This is a genomic window from Lysobacter sp. P5_C4 (assembly GCF_054049695.1).
In genome coordinates, this window is record NZ_JBFULX010000002.1 from 23,734 (window position 1) to 38,931 (window position 15,198).

The 15,198-nt window shown below is 66.4% G+C and carries 10 protein-coding genes and 1 riboswitch; of the genes, 3 read left to right on the forward strand and 7 right to left on the reverse strand.

What is annotated here, in order from left to right:
- Nucleotides 1-68: 68 nt before the first annotated feature.
- Together ACXJJ8_RS04625 and ACXJJ8_RS04630 are read right to left on the reverse strand one after the other, a co-directional pair.
- Nucleotides 69-1,085 carry a ribonucleotide-diphosphate reductase subunit beta gene (locus tag ACXJJ8_RS04625; RefSeq protein WP_499027224.1) on the reverse strand — a complete coding sequence of 339 codons (1,017 nt, stop codon included), beginning with the start codon at nt 1,083-1,085 and terminating at the stop codon, nt 69-71.
- A complete protein-coding gene (locus tag ACXJJ8_RS04630) occupies nt 1,082-3,487 on the reverse strand; it encodes a ribonucleoside-diphosphate reductase subunit alpha (protein WP_499027225.1) in 2,406 nt (801 codons plus the stop codon). The genes ACXJJ8_RS04625 and ACXJJ8_RS04630 overlap by 4 nt, the downstream gene beginning before the upstream one ends.
- A gap of 183 nt (nt 3,488-3,670) precedes the next feature.
- A riboswitch (cobalamin riboswitch) is annotated at nt 3,671-3,894 on the reverse strand.
- An 89-nt stretch (nt 3,895-3,983) separates the two neighbouring features.
- On the opposite strand from ACXJJ8_RS04630, the gene ACXJJ8_RS04635 reads away from it, so the two are divergent.
- A complete protein-coding gene (locus tag ACXJJ8_RS04635; RefSeq protein ID WP_499027226.1) occupies nt 3,984-5,723 on the forward strand; it encodes a potassium/proton antiporter in 1,740 nt (579 codons plus the stop codon).
- On the opposite strand, the gene ACXJJ8_RS04640 is transcribed toward ACXJJ8_RS04635, so the two are convergent.
- A complete protein-coding gene (locus ACXJJ8_RS04640; RefSeq protein ID WP_499027227.1) occupies nt 5,706-6,890 on the reverse strand; it encodes a putative peptide maturation dehydrogenase in 1,185 nt (394 codons plus the stop codon). The two genes, ACXJJ8_RS04635 and ACXJJ8_RS04640, sit on opposite strands and share 18 nt — an antisense overlap.
- Before the next feature lie 109 nt (nt 6,891-6,999).
- Between ACXJJ8_RS04640 and ACXJJ8_RS04645 the strand changes: the two genes are divergently transcribed.
- Complete coding sequence (locus ACXJJ8_RS04645) at nt 7,000-7,299, forward strand: NHLP-related RiPP peptide (protein WP_499027228.1); 300 nt, start codon at nt 7,000-7,002, stop codon at nt 7,297-7,299.
- Here the strand turns inward: ACXJJ8_RS04645 and ACXJJ8_RS04650 are convergent.
- From ACXJJ8_RS04650 to aceB, 4 genes are all read right to left on the reverse strand, one after another.
- Complete coding sequence (locus tag ACXJJ8_RS04650) at nt 7,288-9,951, reverse strand: putative peptide modification system cyclase (RefSeq protein ID WP_499027229.1); 2,664 nt, start codon at nt 9,949-9,951, stop codon at nt 7,288-7,290. The genes ACXJJ8_RS04645 and ACXJJ8_RS04650 overlap by 12 nt on opposite strands.
- Nucleotides 9,952-9,974: 23 nt before the next feature.
- Nucleotides 9,975-10,955 (reverse strand): GGDEF domain-containing protein, encoded by a 981-nt coding sequence (locus tag ACXJJ8_RS04655; protein ID WP_499027230.1) that lies wholly within the window; start codon nt 10,953-10,955, stop codon nt 9,975-9,977.
- Nucleotides 10,956-11,148: 193 nt separating this feature from the next.
- Nucleotides 11,149-12,456 (reverse strand): isocitrate lyase, encoded by a 1,308-nt coding sequence (gene aceA, locus ACXJJ8_RS04660; protein ID WP_499027231.1) that lies wholly within the window; start codon nt 12,454-12,456, stop codon nt 11,149-11,151.
- Nucleotides 12,457-12,484: 28 nt separating this feature from the next.
- Nucleotides 12,485-14,116, reverse strand: coding sequence for a malate synthase A (gene aceB / locus ACXJJ8_RS04665; protein WP_499027232.1), 1,632 nt, complete (start codon nt 14,114-14,116; stop codon nt 12,485-12,487).
- A gap of 110 nt (nt 14,117-14,226) precedes the next feature.
- On the opposite strand from aceB, the gene ACXJJ8_RS04670 reads away from it, so the two are divergent.
- A complete protein-coding gene (locus ACXJJ8_RS04670) occupies nt 14,227-15,195 on the forward strand; it encodes a LysR family transcriptional regulator (RefSeq protein WP_499027233.1) in 969 nt (322 codons plus the stop codon).
- Nucleotides 15,196-15,198: the final 3 nt, after the last annotated feature.

A 15,198-nucleotide genomic window follows, 5' to 3' on the forward strand; every position in this document is an offset into this window, starting at 1 on the left:
ACTCGCGGAGATCGATGCGCTGCAGCACTGGCCTGCTGGCGCGACGAACCGGGTGCGGAAGCCTCCCGCTAGAACGCGTGGTCGAACGCCACTTCGCCCTGCACGCCGACCTGGTAGGCCGAAACGCGCCGCTCGAAGAAGTTCGCCACCTCCTGCACGTCCTGCAGATCCATGAAAGGAAATGGATTGCGCGAGCGATAACGCGGCGGCATGCCGAGCTGCGCCAGGCGCTGGTCTGCGCAGTACTGCAGGTATTGGCGCATGTCGCGGATCGACAGGCCCGCCACGCCGCCCGACAAGGTGTCTTCGGCAAAGGCGACCTCGCACTCGACCGCGTCCTCCATCATCGCCACCACCTGGGCGCGGAAGGCATCGTCGACCAGATCGGGTTCTTCTTCGCGCACCGTGCGGAAGACATCGAATGCGAACGCCATGTGGCCGCTTTCGTCGCGGAACACCCAATTGGTGCCGGCCGCCAGCCCGTGCAGCAAACCGCGCGACCGCAGGTAGTACACGTAGGCGAATGCACCGAAGAAGAACAGCCCTTCGATGCAACCGGCGAAGCACGCGAGGTTCAGCAGGAACTGCCGCCGTTGTTCGCGCGTTTCGACGCGCTGCAAGCTGCGGATCGATTCCATCCACTGGAAGCAGAACGCCGCCTTGCGCTGGATCGAGGGAATGTTGTCGACCGCCGCGAAGGCACGCGCACGCTCGGCCGGATCCGGCAGGTAGCTGTCGAGCAGCGTCAGATAGAACTGCACGTGCAGCGCTTCTTCGTACAACTGGCGCGAGAGGAACATGCGCGCTTCGGGCGCGTTGATGTGCTGGTAGAGATTGAGCACGAGGTTGTTTGCGACGATCGAATCGCCCGTGGCGAAGAAGGCCACCAGGCGCTCGACCAGGTGCCGCTCGGCGGGACCGAACTTGTGCCGCAGATCGTTGAGGTCCAGGGAGAAGTCGATCTCCTCCACCGTCCATGTATTGCGCACGGCGTTACGGTACATCTCATAGAAATGCGGATAGCGCATCGGGCGCAGCGTGAGCTCGAAGCCGGGATCGAGCAGCAGGGGACGGGCGGCGCTCATTGGCAGGCCTCGCAGGATTCTGGATTTTCGAGTGCGCAGGCGATCGCCTCGACCGGCGCCGGCGCGGGGCCGACCGTCGTCTTCTGGATCTTCGTCGCCGGACGCGAGCGCAGGTAATACGTCGTCTTGATGCCCTGCTTCCATGCGTGCATGTACATCGACGACAGCGCGCCGATCGCCGGGCTCTCCATGAACAGATTCAGCGACGCCGACTGATCGATGTACGCACCGCGCGCGGCAGCCATGTCGATCAGCGCGCGCATCGGCAGTTCCCATGCGGTGCGATAGATGGCGCGCAGTGTTTCCGGAATCGCCGCGACGCCCTGGATCGAGCCTTCCGCGAGTTTGATCGCGTCACGCATCTCCGGCGTCCACAGGCCGAGCTTCTTCAACTCTTCGGCGAGGTAGCGGTTCACCTGGAGGAAGTCGCCGGACAAGGTTTCGCGCTTGAACAGGTTGCTCACCTGCGGCTCGACGCACTCGTAACAGCCCGCGATGGAGGCGATGGTCGCCGTCGGCGCGATCGCGACCAGCAGCGAGTTGCGCAGGCCATGCGCCTGGATGCGTTCGCGCAATGCGTCCCAGCGGCCGCTGGCTTCCGGTGCCACGTTCCATGCATCGAACTGCAACTCGCCCACCGATGCGCGCGTTTCGGCGAACGACGGATGCGCGCCCCGTTCCACCGCCAACTCGCAGGAGGTGTCCAGCGCGTGGAAGTAGATCGTCTCTGCGATCTTCGTCGACAGTGCGCGCGCCGCATCGCTGTCGAACGGCAACCGCAGCGCGAAGAACACGTCCTGCAACCCCATGCAGCCCAGGCCGACCGGCCGCCAGCGCAGGTTCCCGCGCCGCGCGGTTTCGATCGGGTAGAAATTGAGGTCGATCACGCGGTCGAGTTGGCGCACGGCGAGACGCACGGTTTCGGCGAGCTTGTCGAAGTCGAAGCCCGGCTCCGAACCGGCATGGCCGGGATCGACATGGCGCGACAGGTTGATCGAACCCAGGTTGCACACCGCGGTTTCCTCGGCGGACGTCACTTCGAGGATCTCCGTGCACAGGTTCGACAGATGGATGACGTTCTGCGCGCGCAGCGTCTGGTTGCTTGCGCGGTTGCATTTGTCCTTGAACGTGATCCACCCGTTGCCGGTCTGTGCCAGCGTGCGCATCATCCGCGCGTACAGCTCGCGGGCGCGGACCGTGCGCGCGGCCTTGCCCTGCGCTTCGGCCTGTTCGTAAGCGCGCTCGAACGCCTCGCCATACAGGTCGACGAACTCGGGCACCACGCGCGGATCGAACAAGGACCATGCCGCGTCCGCTTCGACACGGCGCATGAACAGGTCCGGCACCCAGTTGGCGATGTTGAGGTTGTGCGTGCGGCGCGCTTCGTCGCCGGTGTTGTCGCGCAGTTCGAGGAATTCCTCGACGTCGGCGTGCCACGGTTCCAGGTACACGCACGCCGCGCCCTTGCGCTTTCCGCCCTGGTTGACGGCGGCGACCGATGCATCGAGCGTCTTCAACCACGGCACGATGCCGTTGGAATGTCCGTTGGTCGACTTGATCAACGAGCCGCGCGAACGCACGCGCGTGAAGCTGACACCGATGCCGCCGCTGAATTTCGACAGCTGCGCGATGTCGCCGTAGCGCTGGTAGATCGATTCCAGCGAGTCCTGCGGCGAGTCGAGCAGGAAGCACGAGGACAGTTGCTCGTGGTTGGTGCCGCTGTTGAACAAGGTGGGCGACGAGGGCAGGTAATCCAGGTGCGCCATCGCGCGATACAGTGCCAACGCACCCGGCACGTCTTCGCCGAGCGCGCACGCGATGCGCAGGAAGAATTGCTGCGGTGTTTCGAGCGCCTTGCGCGTGCGCGGATGGCGCAACAGGTAACGGTCGTACAGCGTGCGCAGGCCGAAATAATCGAAGCCCTGGTCGAGCATCGGGTCGATCGCGTCGTTGAGCTTGCGCGCGTTGGCCTGCACGAAATCGAGCAGGCGGTCGTTGATCAGGCCGACTTCATGCCCGCGCGCGATGGATTGCGAGAACGCGTGGATCTCCTGGCCCGCGACTTCCTTCGCGATCACCGCCGACAGCAATCGCGCGGCGAGGCGTCCGTATTCGGGTTCTTCGGCCGTGAGCAGGGCCGCGGTGCGGATCGAAAGTTCGTCGAGTTCGCGCGTGGTCGCGCCGTCGTACAGGCCGGAGATCGTGCGCGTCGCCACGCGCATCGGTTCGACCGCATGCAAGCCTTCGGCCGCGCGCGTCACCGCGCGCACGATCTTGTTGAGGTCGACGGCTTCGGAAACCCCATTGCGCTTGGTGACGCGCATGGTGGTGGCGGTGGGTGGCGCCGTGAGATCGAATGCGGGCGCGACTGCGGCGGGTTCTGCGAACGTGTCGTGTGACATGGGTGGCTCCGTGATGGCGCACCGGTGCCGTCGCTCCCTCGGCGATCGACAGCAGGCGTTGGAACCCCACGATGGAAAGGCGGTGTCGCAGCGTTCGCGACGCGCACGCATCGAAGGCGGGCGGCCGAAGCGGCGTCACCAGCCATCTCCCCCCGGAGATTCCGCGGCCGGCACCGCGCGGCGTGCATCGCGCGGTTGTCGGCAGGTCTTCGGGCTCGTGGACTCGGCGCGATCCGCTCTTGCGAGCCTGATCGCACCACCTACTCGTCGCCGCTTCCCGGGGCCACCGCCCCAGTGCGTGCGCGACTTCGTTTCCACCTACCGCTGCGGGGCAGCGCCGGAGTTCGACCGGCTTCCCTTTTCATCCGCGAACCTGCGCCCGCGGAACCGACGACCACAAGATATCGCGCCTCGTGCACATGTCAATCGACGATCTTGTGTTTTCGGCATTGCACCGCCGCCCGCTACACTCGACCCCAGCCGACAAGGAGTCCGCTTGGAACACCTGCACGCCATCGACCTGCGCCTGCTCTTCGGCGCGCTCCTCATCCTGGCGGGCATCGCTTCGTCGCTGCTCGCGCGCCGCTTCGGCGCGCCGTTGCTGTTGGTCTTCCTGTTGCTCGGCCTGGTGCTCGGCGAAGACGGGCCCGGCGGCATCAAGTATTCGGACCTGCGCTTCACCTATCTGGTCGGCTCGCTCGCGCTCGCGGTGATCCTGTTCGACGGCGGCCTGCGCACGCGCGCGGCGCAGGTGCGCGGCAGCGTCGTGCCTTCGATCGTACTCGCGACCGCGGGCGTGGTGATCACAGCGGCGCTCACCGCCGTCGCAGCGGTGTACCTGCTGCACCTGCCGTGGCTCGAGGCCTCGCTGCTCGGCGTCGTCGTTTCTTCGACCGACGCGGCCGCGGTGTTCTTCCTCCTGCGCGCCGGTGGCCTGCATCTCGAACGCCGCGTCAACGCCACGCTCGAACTCGAATCGGGCAGCAACGATCCGACCGCGGTGTTCCTCACGCTCGCGATGACGACGTGGATCGCGGGCACCGGGACGCACGATCCCTGGATGCTCGCGCTGCAGCTCACCTGGGCGATTGGCGCGGGCCTGGTGGCCGGCTATCTTGGCGGTCGGTTGATGGTGTGGACGCTCAACACCTTCGAATTGCCGCCGGGCCTGCATCCATGGCTTGCGCTCGCCGGTGCGGTCGCGCTGTTCTCGATCACCAACCTGTTCCGCGGAAGCGGCTACCTCGCGGTGTACCTGGCGGGCATCGTCGTCGCCAATCGCCCGATGCGCGCGCGCAACGAAGTGCTGTCCGTGCAGGATGCGGCGACCTGGTTCGCGCAGTTGGTCATGTTCCTGTTGCTCGGCCTGCTGGCCACGCCGCACAAACTGCTCGACGTGTTGTGGCCGGCACTGGGTGTCGCTGCGTTCCTGATGTTCGTCGCTCGCCCCGCGGCGGTGATCGCGTGCCTGGCGCCGTTCGGGTATCGCCGGCAGGAAATCGGCTTCATCGCGTGGACGGGCTTGCGCGGCGCGGTCGGCATCTTCCTCGCCTCGATTCCCCTGCTGGCGGGCCTGCCCAACGCGACCGTCTACTTCAACGTCGCCTTCGTCGTCGTGTTCGTTTCGCTGATCGTGCAGGGCTGGTCGCTCGGGATCGCGGCGCACTGGTTCGAGATCGCCGTGCCGCGCGCGGACCCGAACACGCGCCGCATCCAGCTCGATCTCCCGGGCCAGCTCGAGTACGACATGGTCGGCTACCGCATTGCAGCGGGAAGCGCGGTGTTGCGGGGCGCGGCGTTGCCCGGGCGCGTGCGCCTGGCGATGGTGGTGCGCGAAGGCCGCGTGCTGTTGCCCGAAGACGCGGGTCCGTTGCTCGCGAACGACTATGCCTACGTGCTCGCACCCACGGGCCAGGCGCCACGCCTGGACTGGTTGTTCGCCGAGGGTCGCGACGCACGCGTGGCGGAGCAGGATCTGTTCGGCAGCTTCACCCTGCCCGGCGACGTGCCGCTCGGCGAAATCGCATCGTTCTATGGCCTGCAGATCCCCGCGCGTTTCAGCGACGCGACTGCGGCGCAACTGTTCGACGAGCGATTCGACGAACAACCGCAAGTGGGCGACCGGCTTGCGCTGGGCAAGGCGGTGATGGTCGTGCGCGCGCTGAAGGACGATCGCGTGGCGCAGGTCGGGCTGAAATTCGCTGGCGTCGGGGAACGCTTACTCGGCGGGCGGTGATTCGCGGGGCCAGGCCTTGCGGTTCGGATCGAATTCCGCCGTCGTCATCGCGTCCGCGCGCACGCCGAATCCGCACACGGCCAGCGGCCCTTCGACGTAGTGCGTGAGGCCGAAGGCCTGTTCGATCTCGACTTCGTTGATCGCCGCGGTGATGCACGCGCCCAGCCCGAGTTCGATCGCGCTCAGGGACAGCGTCTGCGACAAGTGGCCGATATCGAGGATCGTCACCCGGTAGGCCTTCGGGTGATTGCGGTATTTCCAGAAGTTGCGGTCGAACCGCGGCGCCAGCACGACCAGCACGTGCGCATCGGCGAACCATTGCTGGCCACCGACCGCATGGAACGCCAGTTGCGCGAGATCCTCGACCGGCGGCAGCGGTTGCAGTGCGTGATCGCCCGGCCGGTAGTGATACAGGCCCGGCGCGAGGCCTTCGACGTTCCGAACGATCAGGTACGCCTCGGTCGGATGCATCGCACCACCAGACGGACTCGTGCGCTTGATGACTTCGAAGTCGTCGGCGGCCTGCACCTGTCCTCGCGCGGCGAACACGCGTTCGAGCACGTTCGCGAATTGCGCGCGCGGCAATGCACGCGTGGTGTCGAAATTGCGGCAGGTGCTGCGCCGGTCGAGGAGGTCGTCGAACGTCGTGCGCTCCGCGCGTTCGAGTGCGACGCGTGCTTCGGGCGGTCCGCGATCATGGAACGCGGGCGGGGGCGGGCCATGGGCGGCGCGCAGGTCCGCTGCGGTGTCCACGCCTGCATCCGCGATCTCTTTCACCGTGTCGATGCGCGACCATCGCGAGGCGGCATGCGACACGGCGGACAGGCCGTGCCAATGCTGATCCCGGAAGTGCGCGTCGTTTTCGCGATGCGCTGCATGGCGCGGATCGTCGGTAACGAGCAGGCCGAGCGCGATCAACGCATCGATGGCGTCGGCGCCATGCGTTTCCTGGAGTTCGGTGGCATCGACCCATCTGGCCGAACCGATGCCACCGGCGACCTGCGCCAGGTGCGCATCGACTTCCACCGGCTGCGCAAGATGCGGCGCATGGGCGAACCACTGCAACGACCGCACGATGCCCGTGCCGCCTTGCAGCAGATCGTCGAGCTCGAAGTTCGCATCGTTCCTCGGCTCCAGCCACAGCACACCGCAACGCCTTGCCCGCATGTCGACTCCCCGATCGAAGCTGGGACCTTAGGGTTGGGGGCCGGCGCTTGCAACCAACACCAATTGGACGTTAGGTTTCCGGGGTTTTCATCACACTGGGGAGTGCGGGATGGCAGGCAAGGGACCGAAGCTGGACCACAAGACAGCCCACAAGCTGTTGGACAAGCTGTCGAGCGACGACGATTTCCGCAAGCAGTTCGAAAGCAGCCCGCAAACGGCGCTGGCGCAGTTGGGTTGGGCGCCCGAGGCCACGGCCGAGGGCACCGACCTGGCCGCAGGAAGCAGCGCGTGCCTGGCGGCGCCGGTGACGCTGGCTTCGAAGGAATCGATCGCAGCCGATCGCGATGCGCTCGTCGAATCGCTCTCGATGCCGTTCCAGTTCAGGCCGCCGGCAGCGCTACTGAAGTAACAAGGTTGCACGCGCGGCATCGCGCCGCGCGTGCAGCGGTTTGGTCAAACCATCGGCCGGCCACGCCTGGTCGAAGGCACGCAGTTCGGCTTCCGCGGGTCCCTTCTGCCCATGCGTGGCGAGCAGGGAGGCAGACTCCAGGTGCGCCAACCGCGTTTCCGCGATCGTCAGCGGATCCAGCATGCCGCCCGTGCTCTGTTCGGTGAACGCCCGTCCGCGGTGCGCGGCCACCCATTGCCATTCCGCCACCGCACCCTGCCACTGCCCCGCGTCGGCGAGCGCGCGTGCATAGGCAACGTGGACCATCTGCAACGCGTCGGGCCTGCGGGCGATGGACGACAGGCGCGTGACCGCCGATGCCGGCTTTCCCGCCAATCGGTCCTGCTCCGCCAGCAACACGTCCCACGTCTGTTCCGCGAGCGGGTAGCCGGCGATCTTCGCGCGTTCGCCGAGCGCGGCGATGGCCTTGGACAACACCGCGCCCTCCCCGGAGCGCGCCGCCAGCCAACCGATCGCCAGGCGTTGGTTCGTGGTGGCCATTGGATAGGTCGCGTCCAGCTTTTCGCTGTTTTCGCCCACCCAATCCAGGCGACGGGCAAGCGCGTCGGCGGAGGCGCGCCCTTGCATGACCACGTCCCCACCCGCGGCATAGAGCTGCCACATGGTGTCGGCCCAATAAGGATCATCCTTTCCCGACAGCTGCAACGCGCGGTCGAGCGCGTCCTTCGCATCGGCGAAGTCGCCGCGGTCGATCCGGGACACGTAGCGCCATTCCAGCGATTCAAGGTCCTGGTTCATCAGCGACGTGCCGCCGCGCGCGCCGAATACTTTGTCGGCCTCCGCGGTGCGGCCCTGCACCTGGAGGGCCTTCGCGCGATACATCGCCGAGCCCCGCAGACCCATCGCGTATGCGCGATCGAACGCGGCAATCGACCCACGCAGGTCCTCTTCGCCAAGCAACAGGATGCCCTGCAGGTAATAGGCGGACGCGACCATCGGACTCTGTCGCGCGCTTGCGGTGCGGGCGGCGGGCAACGCGCGCTCGAACCGATTGCCCATCATCCAACTGTCCTGCGCGTAGCCGAAATGCGCCGCCAAATAGTCCGGGTACATCTCGGTGAGCTGCTCCCAGCGCGCGAGCAAGGGTTCGGTCGAGCCGAAACGCGCGATTTGCGTCTGCAGCACCAGCGACTCACGCGGCGTCAGGCGATCCTTCATCCGCGATGCGGCGATCAGCTCTGCCCTGCCTTCCTTCGGCTTGCCCTGGGCGATCAGAACGCCACCGACGCCCATGCGCGCCAACGCGAAATCGGGGTCCAACTCCAGCGCGCGGCGGTAATAGCCCAATGCGCCAACGACGTCGCCGTTGTCCAGCTTGTCCAAGCCCAGCGCGTAGGCCTTGAGCGCATCGAGGTTGGATGTGCTTGCCTGCGGGAGCGGTTTCGAATCGCGCTCGATGCTCGCGATGGCTTCGCCGAGCGTTTCGCGCAATTGGCCCGTCACTTCATCGATGGACGCCAACGCCGAGCCGGCGCCGCTGCCGTCCACCGTCTCCGAGTGCACGGTCGTTTGCGTCCGGGGATCGATGACTTCCGCGCTCACCCGCACGCGCCCGCCGACTTCCGAAACGGTCGGCAGGATGACGGCGCGCGCACCATCGCGGATCGCGATCTCGGAGGCGATCGCGCGGTCCAGCGTCGTACCCGGGCTGCGCTTCATCAGCGTGAGCGTGTCGCGTACCTTCAGATCGCTGAGCACGTTGACGTAGCGCGACTGCTCCAGGCTGATGCGGAACGCCTGTTCGAGCGATTCGTCGAGCACCGGTTGGCCGGTGAGGTTGCGCAGGTCGCCGACCACCACCCAGTCGCGTTCGTTGAAGGCGATCGCGGGCGTCGGGCGCGTCAGGAACCAGGCGCCGGTCGCGAGGCCCGCAACGAGGAACAGTTCCGCTGCAAGCGCGGTGGGTCGGCGCCACACGGGAATGTCGCGCCACGCCTTGCCGCCGTTCTGCTTCGGTGCGCGCAGCGGTGCGTAACCCGGTTCGCCGACTTCGAACACTTCCTGGCCATCGGGCACGCCCTTGAAACGCCAGCGGCCGTGCGATTTCCAGATCAGATGTTCGCTGCGTTCGCCGAGCTCGCGCGAAGCACGGCGCGCGAGCGGTTCTGCGGTCGCCGACAACAGGATCTGGCCCGGTCGCGCGAGCGTCATCAGACGGCCGGCGAGGGGTTTGGCGAGGCCTTCGACCTCCAGCGGCTTCGCGCCGGCCTGCACCGCCGCTTCGCTGTTCTGCCACGTCAACACTTCGCCGACGTGCAGACCCGCGCGCGCCTGCAACAGCAGCTTGCGATCGCGCACTTCCGGGCGATCGCCGAGTTCGCGCAAACCGCGCGCGTAATCCAGTGCGAAGCCCAGGCCATCGACCGGGCGTTCGAACAACAACAGCAGGCCATCGCTGCGATCGATCAAGCGGCCGCGCCAACGTTGCTGCAGTTCCAACACCAATCGGTCGTGCGCGCGGAACAACTCCGCGGCCGGCGAGTCGCCGAGGCGTTCGACCAGCAACGTGGAGTCGCACAGATCGGTCAACAGCAGGGTACGAACCTGCGGGCTGCTCGCCGGGTCGAAGCCGGCTTGCGCGAAGTCATTCATGCACGATCCTTTGCATCGCGCGCCTAGGCAGGCGCGAGCGCGTCGTCCTGCCATTCAACGCGATTGCCGCCCAGGCGCTTGGCGCGATACAGCGCCGCATCGGCCAGGGCGTACCAGTCGTCCCATTCGCTGTCGGGGGTGACCAGGCAGGCGCCGACGCTGAGGGTTGCGATCTGCGGCGGCGAAGGTTGCATCTCGTGCAGGGCGTGCGCCGTAGTCGTGATGAACTCGGCCACCCGCATGACATCGTCGCGATGCTCGCCCTTGATCATCAGGCAGAACTCGTCGCCGCCCAGGCGGCAGGCGATGTCGTCCGGCCCGGCGGCCGAACGCAGGATGTTGGCGACGCCCTGCAGCACGCGGTCACCCACCAGGTGGCCGTGGTCGTCGTTGATGTTCTTGAAGCGGTCGCAGTCGATCAGCAACAGGCCGCGGCCCGGTTGTTCATCGGTGCGCCGGCGCTGTTGCAGGTGCAGGTGGAAGCCGCGGCGGTTCGCAAGGCCGGTGAGTTCATCCGTTCGGGTGAGTTCCTCGGTCTGCGTGAGACGGTGCGTCGTCGCGCGCAACGTATCCAGTGCGGTCTGCAGGTCGAGGTTGCGGCGGCGCAGGCGGCCGATGAGGCTCTGTTCGTTCAGCACCACGCGCATGATCGCGCGACGCAGGAAGTGGGCGAGCAGGCGGGGGTCGCGATCGACCAGCGTTTCGAATTCCTGCTGGCGCAATTCGACCAACACGCCCGGGCTGGACACGGTGGCGTCCGCACTGCGCGCGTGGTCGCCGATCAGCAGGCCGAGTTCGCCGAAGAACTCACGCGCGCCCAAACGCTTGGCGACCAGGTCGTCGCCGAAGTCGAGATCGACCGAACCCTGCGCGATGACATACATGGTCGTGCCGAGGTCACCACGGCGAAACAATTTTTCGCCAGGCTCGACGCGACGCTGCTGCCCGATTTGCGCGAACAGCGCGTACTCCTCCGCAGTCAGGGACGCGGCGGGTTCCAACACTTCGATGTCGGCTCGGCGCCGTCGAGGCGCGCGGTCGCGATTCACACTTCGATCCCCCGACGTGACCGGCGGCCGAGGATACCACCTGAATGAGTTCATCCCTTGAGTTACGGATTGGGGCGGCCTGCCCGGCCGCCGCCAACCCCGGTCACCCCGCTACAGTCGATAGCGTGGTCAGGAACCGTGCAGCTTGTCACGCTGCGGCGGCGGGACTGACCTGGTGGAACTGCTCTTCTTCGGTCGAACCCTTCAGCGCGACCGTCGAGCTCTGGGCGCCCTGGATGGTTTGCGTCACCGCGTCGAAGTAACCGGTGCCGACCTCGCGTTGATGTTTGACCGCCGTGAAGCCCTTGTCGGCTGCGGCGAACTCGGCTTGCTGCAATTCGACGAACGCGCTCATCTGGCGGCGCGCATAACCATGCGCGAGGTTGAACATCGAATAGTTGAGCGCGTGGAAACCCGCCAGGGTGATGAACTGGAACTTGTACCCGTAGGACGCCAGTTCCTTCTGGAATTTCGCGATGGTCGCGTCGTCCAGGTGCTGCTTCCAGTTGAACGAGGGGGAACAGTTGTAGGCGAGCAGCTTGCCCGGGAATTTCGCGTGGATGGCTTCGGCGAAGGCCTTGGCGAACTGCAGGTCGGGCTTGCCGGTTTCGCACCACACCAGGTCTGCATAGGGGGCATAGGCCAGGCCGCGCGAAACCGCCTGGTCCAGGCCCTTGCGCGTCTTGTAGAAGCCTTCGACCGTGCGTTCGCCGGTGACGAAGTCACGGTCGTTGTCGTCGATGTCGCTGGTGACCAGGTCGGCGGCTTCGGCATCGGTGCGCGCGACGATCAGCGTGGGAACACCGAGCACGTCGCTGGCCAGGCGCGCGGCGACGAGCTTTTCGACCGCTTCGCGCGTGGGCACCAACACCTTGCCGCCCATGTGGCCGCACTTCTTGACCGAGGCCAGCTGGTCCTCGAAATGCACGGCGGCCGCGCCGGCTTCGATCATCGCCTTCATGAGTTCGAAGGCGTTGAGCACGCCGCCGAATCCGGCTTCGGCATCGGCGACGATGGGCTGCAGGAAGTCGATGGCATCGTCGCCTTCGGCGTGGTGCAACTGATCGGCGCGCAACAGCGTGTTGTTGATGCGCTTGACGACCTGCGGGACGGAGTTCGCCGGATACAGCGACTGATCCGGATACATCTCGCCGGCGAGGTTGGCATCGGCCGCGACCTGCCAGCCCGACAGGTAGATCGCCTTCAACCCGGCCTTGACCTGCTGCATCGCCTGGTTGCCGGTGAGCGCGCCGAGGGCGTTGACGAAATCTTCTGTCTGCAGGTAGCGCCAGAGCTTCTCGGCGCCCAGGCGCGCGAGGGAGTGTTCGATGGGAACGGTGCCGCGCAGGCGCACGACATCGTCGGCGCTGTAGGGGCGCTCGATGCCGTTCCAACGCGGGTTGTTGGCCCAGTCCATGCGCAGCTGTTCGGCAGTCGGAAGCGTGTTCGTCTTCATCGTGGTGCTCCTTGTCGTGACCCGACGGTCAGTCGATCCGTGCGTAGGCCGGAAGGGTGAGGAAATCTTCGAGCGTGTCGGCGTGGGTGAGGGTTTCGAGCAGTTCGATCGCCTCGTTGATGCGGGCGCCTCCGGGAAGCTGCATCCGGTCGGCGAATTTGCTGGGTAGCCCGATGAGCGCGCGTTCGAGCAGCGCGAAGTCGATGGGCGAGCCGTCGTCGAGGAACACCGGCGGGTCGCTATGCAGCCACTGCCAGAGTTGCGAGCGGGAGATCTCGGCCGTCGCGGCGTCTTCCATCAGCCAGTGGATCGGCACGCAACCGTTGCCGTCGAGCCACGCGGCGACGTAGCGCACGCAGATTTCGACATTGCTTTCGAAGCCGGCGCGGCTGATCGTGCCCAGGGATGGCTTGAGCAGGATCTCGCGCAGCTCGGCATCGGATTTCGCGCGCACGTCGTTGCGCAGCACGAACTGTTGGTGCGCGCCGAGCATCCACGTATCGAACACCTCGCGCGCCAGCGGGATCAAGGCCGGGTGCGCAACCCAGGTCCCGTCGTGCCCGGCGCCGACCTCGCGCACCTTGTCGGCGCGCACGCGTTCCATCGCACGTGCATTGGCGGCGTCATCCCCCGCGATGGGGATCTGCGCGGCCATGCCGCCCATCGCGTGCGCACCGCGCCGGTGGCAGGTATGGATGAGCAGTTCGGAATAGGTCTTGAGGAAGGGCTGCGTCATCGTGACCTGTGCGCGCTCGGGCAAGACGCGGTCGCGGTGCCGGCGGAAGGTCTTGAGATAGGAAAAGATGTAATCCCAGCGGCCGCAGTTGAGCCCGACGATGCGTGTGCGCAGTGCGTGCAGGATCTCGTCCATCTCGAACACGGCCGGCAGCGTTTCGATCAGGACCGTGACTTTCATTTGGCCCTGCGCCAGGCCGAGCGCGCGCTCGATGTGCGCCAGGACGTCTTCCCACAACGCCGCTTCTTCCATCGCCTGCAGCTTGGGGAGATAGAAATAGGGGCCGCGGTCCTTCGCGGCGAGCGCCTTGGCGTTGTGGAAGGCGAACAAGCCCAGGTCGAAGAGCGAGGCAGAGATCGGTGCGCCGTCGACGCGCAGGTGTTTTTCGTCGAGATGCCAGCCACGCGGGCGGACGATGAGCACCGCCTGTTCGGCGAAGGGTTTCAATACGTAGTGCTTGCTGCCGTCGGGCGCCATCCAGTCGATCGTGCCGGCGACGGCCTTGCCCAGCGCGCGCTGGCCGGTGAGCAGGTTGTCCCAGGTCGGCGCAGTCGAATCCTCGAAGTCGGCCATGTAGCAATTCGCGCCGGAGTTCAGCGCGTTGATGACCATCTTCGGGTCGGTGGGGCCGGTGATCTCGACGCGGCGGTCGAGCAAGGCCTTCGGAACTTCGGCGACGCGCCAGTCGCCGGCGCGGAGGTGCGCGGTGTCCGTGCGGAAGTCGGGGAGCGCGCCGGCGTCGAAGGCTGCCTGGCGAACCCGGCGCGCGGCGAGGCGTTCGGCCCGGCGCGGTTCGAAGGTGCGGTGGAGTTGCTCGAGGAAGGCGAGCGCCGCGGGCGTGAGCAGTTGTTCCTGTCCCGGGAGCGTGCGGGTGATCGTGACGCCCGGCGTGCGACGCTCCTGATCCTGCAGTACTGCCGACATGGTCCGTCCTTGCATGCGTCTGAGGACTCGACCGTACGAGCGAGTACTGTATTGGACAAAACAGTTATCGCAATGCTATTGATAAGCCACGCTTATATGAAGGTGGCGTCATGGCGAAATCGAAGCCAGATGGGCCGGATTTCGAGGGGGTTGCCCCCCGTTTCGCCTACAAGGCGGACCGGCTGAAACCCTTGCGGGCCTTTTGCCAGACCGCGCGACTGGGGTCCGTCTCGCGCGCGGCGGAGGCGCTTTACGTATCGCAACCGGCCATTACCCTCCAGTTGCAGGCGCTCGAGCGCGAACTGGGGGTCAAGCTCTTCGATCGCGTCGGCCGTCGCCTCACGCCCAGCCGCGAAGGCCAGGTGCTCTACGAACTGGCCAAGCCGCTGGTTGAGGGCATCGACGGGCTCGACGCCGTCTTCCACGACAAGGTCCAGGGCCTCGACGCGGGCGAACTCAACGTCGCCGCGGGGTCGTCGACGATCCTGTATCTGCTGCCCGGCATCGTCGAAGCGTTCCGCCAGAGGCGGTCCGATGTGCGGCTGACGCTGCACAACGTCACCGGCGCCGGCGGGCTGGATCTGTTGCGCACCGATGCGGTCGACCTCGCCGTGGGTTCGATGCTCGACGTGCCCGCCGACCTGCGCTACATGCCGGTCTATCGTTTCGAACCGATGCTGATCACACCGCTGGACCATCCGCTCGCCCACAAGGCGGACCTGCGACTTGAAGATCTTTCGCCCTACGGCCTGATCCTGCCGCCGAAGCGGCTCACGACCTACCGCCTCGTCGACCTGGTGTTCCAGCAGAACCGCGTGCCCTACACCGTCGCGCTGGAAGTCGGCGGTTGGGAAGTGATCAAGCAGTACGTCGCGATGGGCCTGGGGATCAGCATCGTCACCGCCATCTGCCTGACCGAGAGCGATCGCACGCGGCTCGCCGCGCGTTCGCTCGCGCGGTATTTCCCATCGCGCAGTTACGGCGTGGTGGTGCGCAAGGGCAAGTTCCTGTCGCCGCAGGCGCGCGCGTTCATCGAACTGATCCAGCCCGACCTGTCGGTCGATCACTCCGAACGCTAGCCC

What these genes read in the sequence shown, in the direction of transcription:
- ACXJJ8_RS04625 (WP_499027224.1), bottom strand. Translation starts at nt 1,085, where the DNA reads ATGAGCGCCGCCCGTCCCCTGCTGCTCGATCCCGGCTTCGAGCTCACG.
- ACXJJ8_RS04630 (WP_499027225.1), bottom strand. Translation starts at nt 3,487, where the DNA reads ATGTCACACGACACGTTCGCAGAACCCGCCGCAGTCGCGCCCGCATTC.
- ACXJJ8_RS04640 (WP_499027227.1), bottom strand. Translation starts at nt 6,890, where the DNA reads ATGCGGGCAAGGCGTTGCGGTGTGCTGTGGCTGGAGCCGAGGAACGAT.
- ACXJJ8_RS04645 (WP_499027228.1), top strand. Translation starts at nt 7,000, where the DNA reads ATGGCAGGCAAGGGACCGAAGCTGGACCACAAGACAGCCCACAAGCTG.
- ACXJJ8_RS04650 (WP_499027229.1), bottom strand. Translation starts at nt 9,951, where the DNA reads ATGAATGACTTCGCGCAAGCCGGCTTCGACCCGGCGAGCAGCCCGCAG.
- aceA (WP_499027231.1), bottom strand. Translation starts at nt 12,456, where the DNA reads ATGAAGACGAACACGCTTCCGACTGCCGAACAGCTGCGCATGGACTGG.
- aceB (WP_499027232.1), bottom strand. Translation starts at nt 14,116, where the DNA reads ATGTCGGCAGTACTGCAGGATCAGGAGCGTCGCACGCCGGGCGTCACG.
- ACXJJ8_RS04670 (WP_499027233.1), top strand. Translation starts at nt 14,227, where the DNA reads ATGGCGAAATCGAAGCCAGATGGGCCGGATTTCGAGGGGGTTGCCCCC.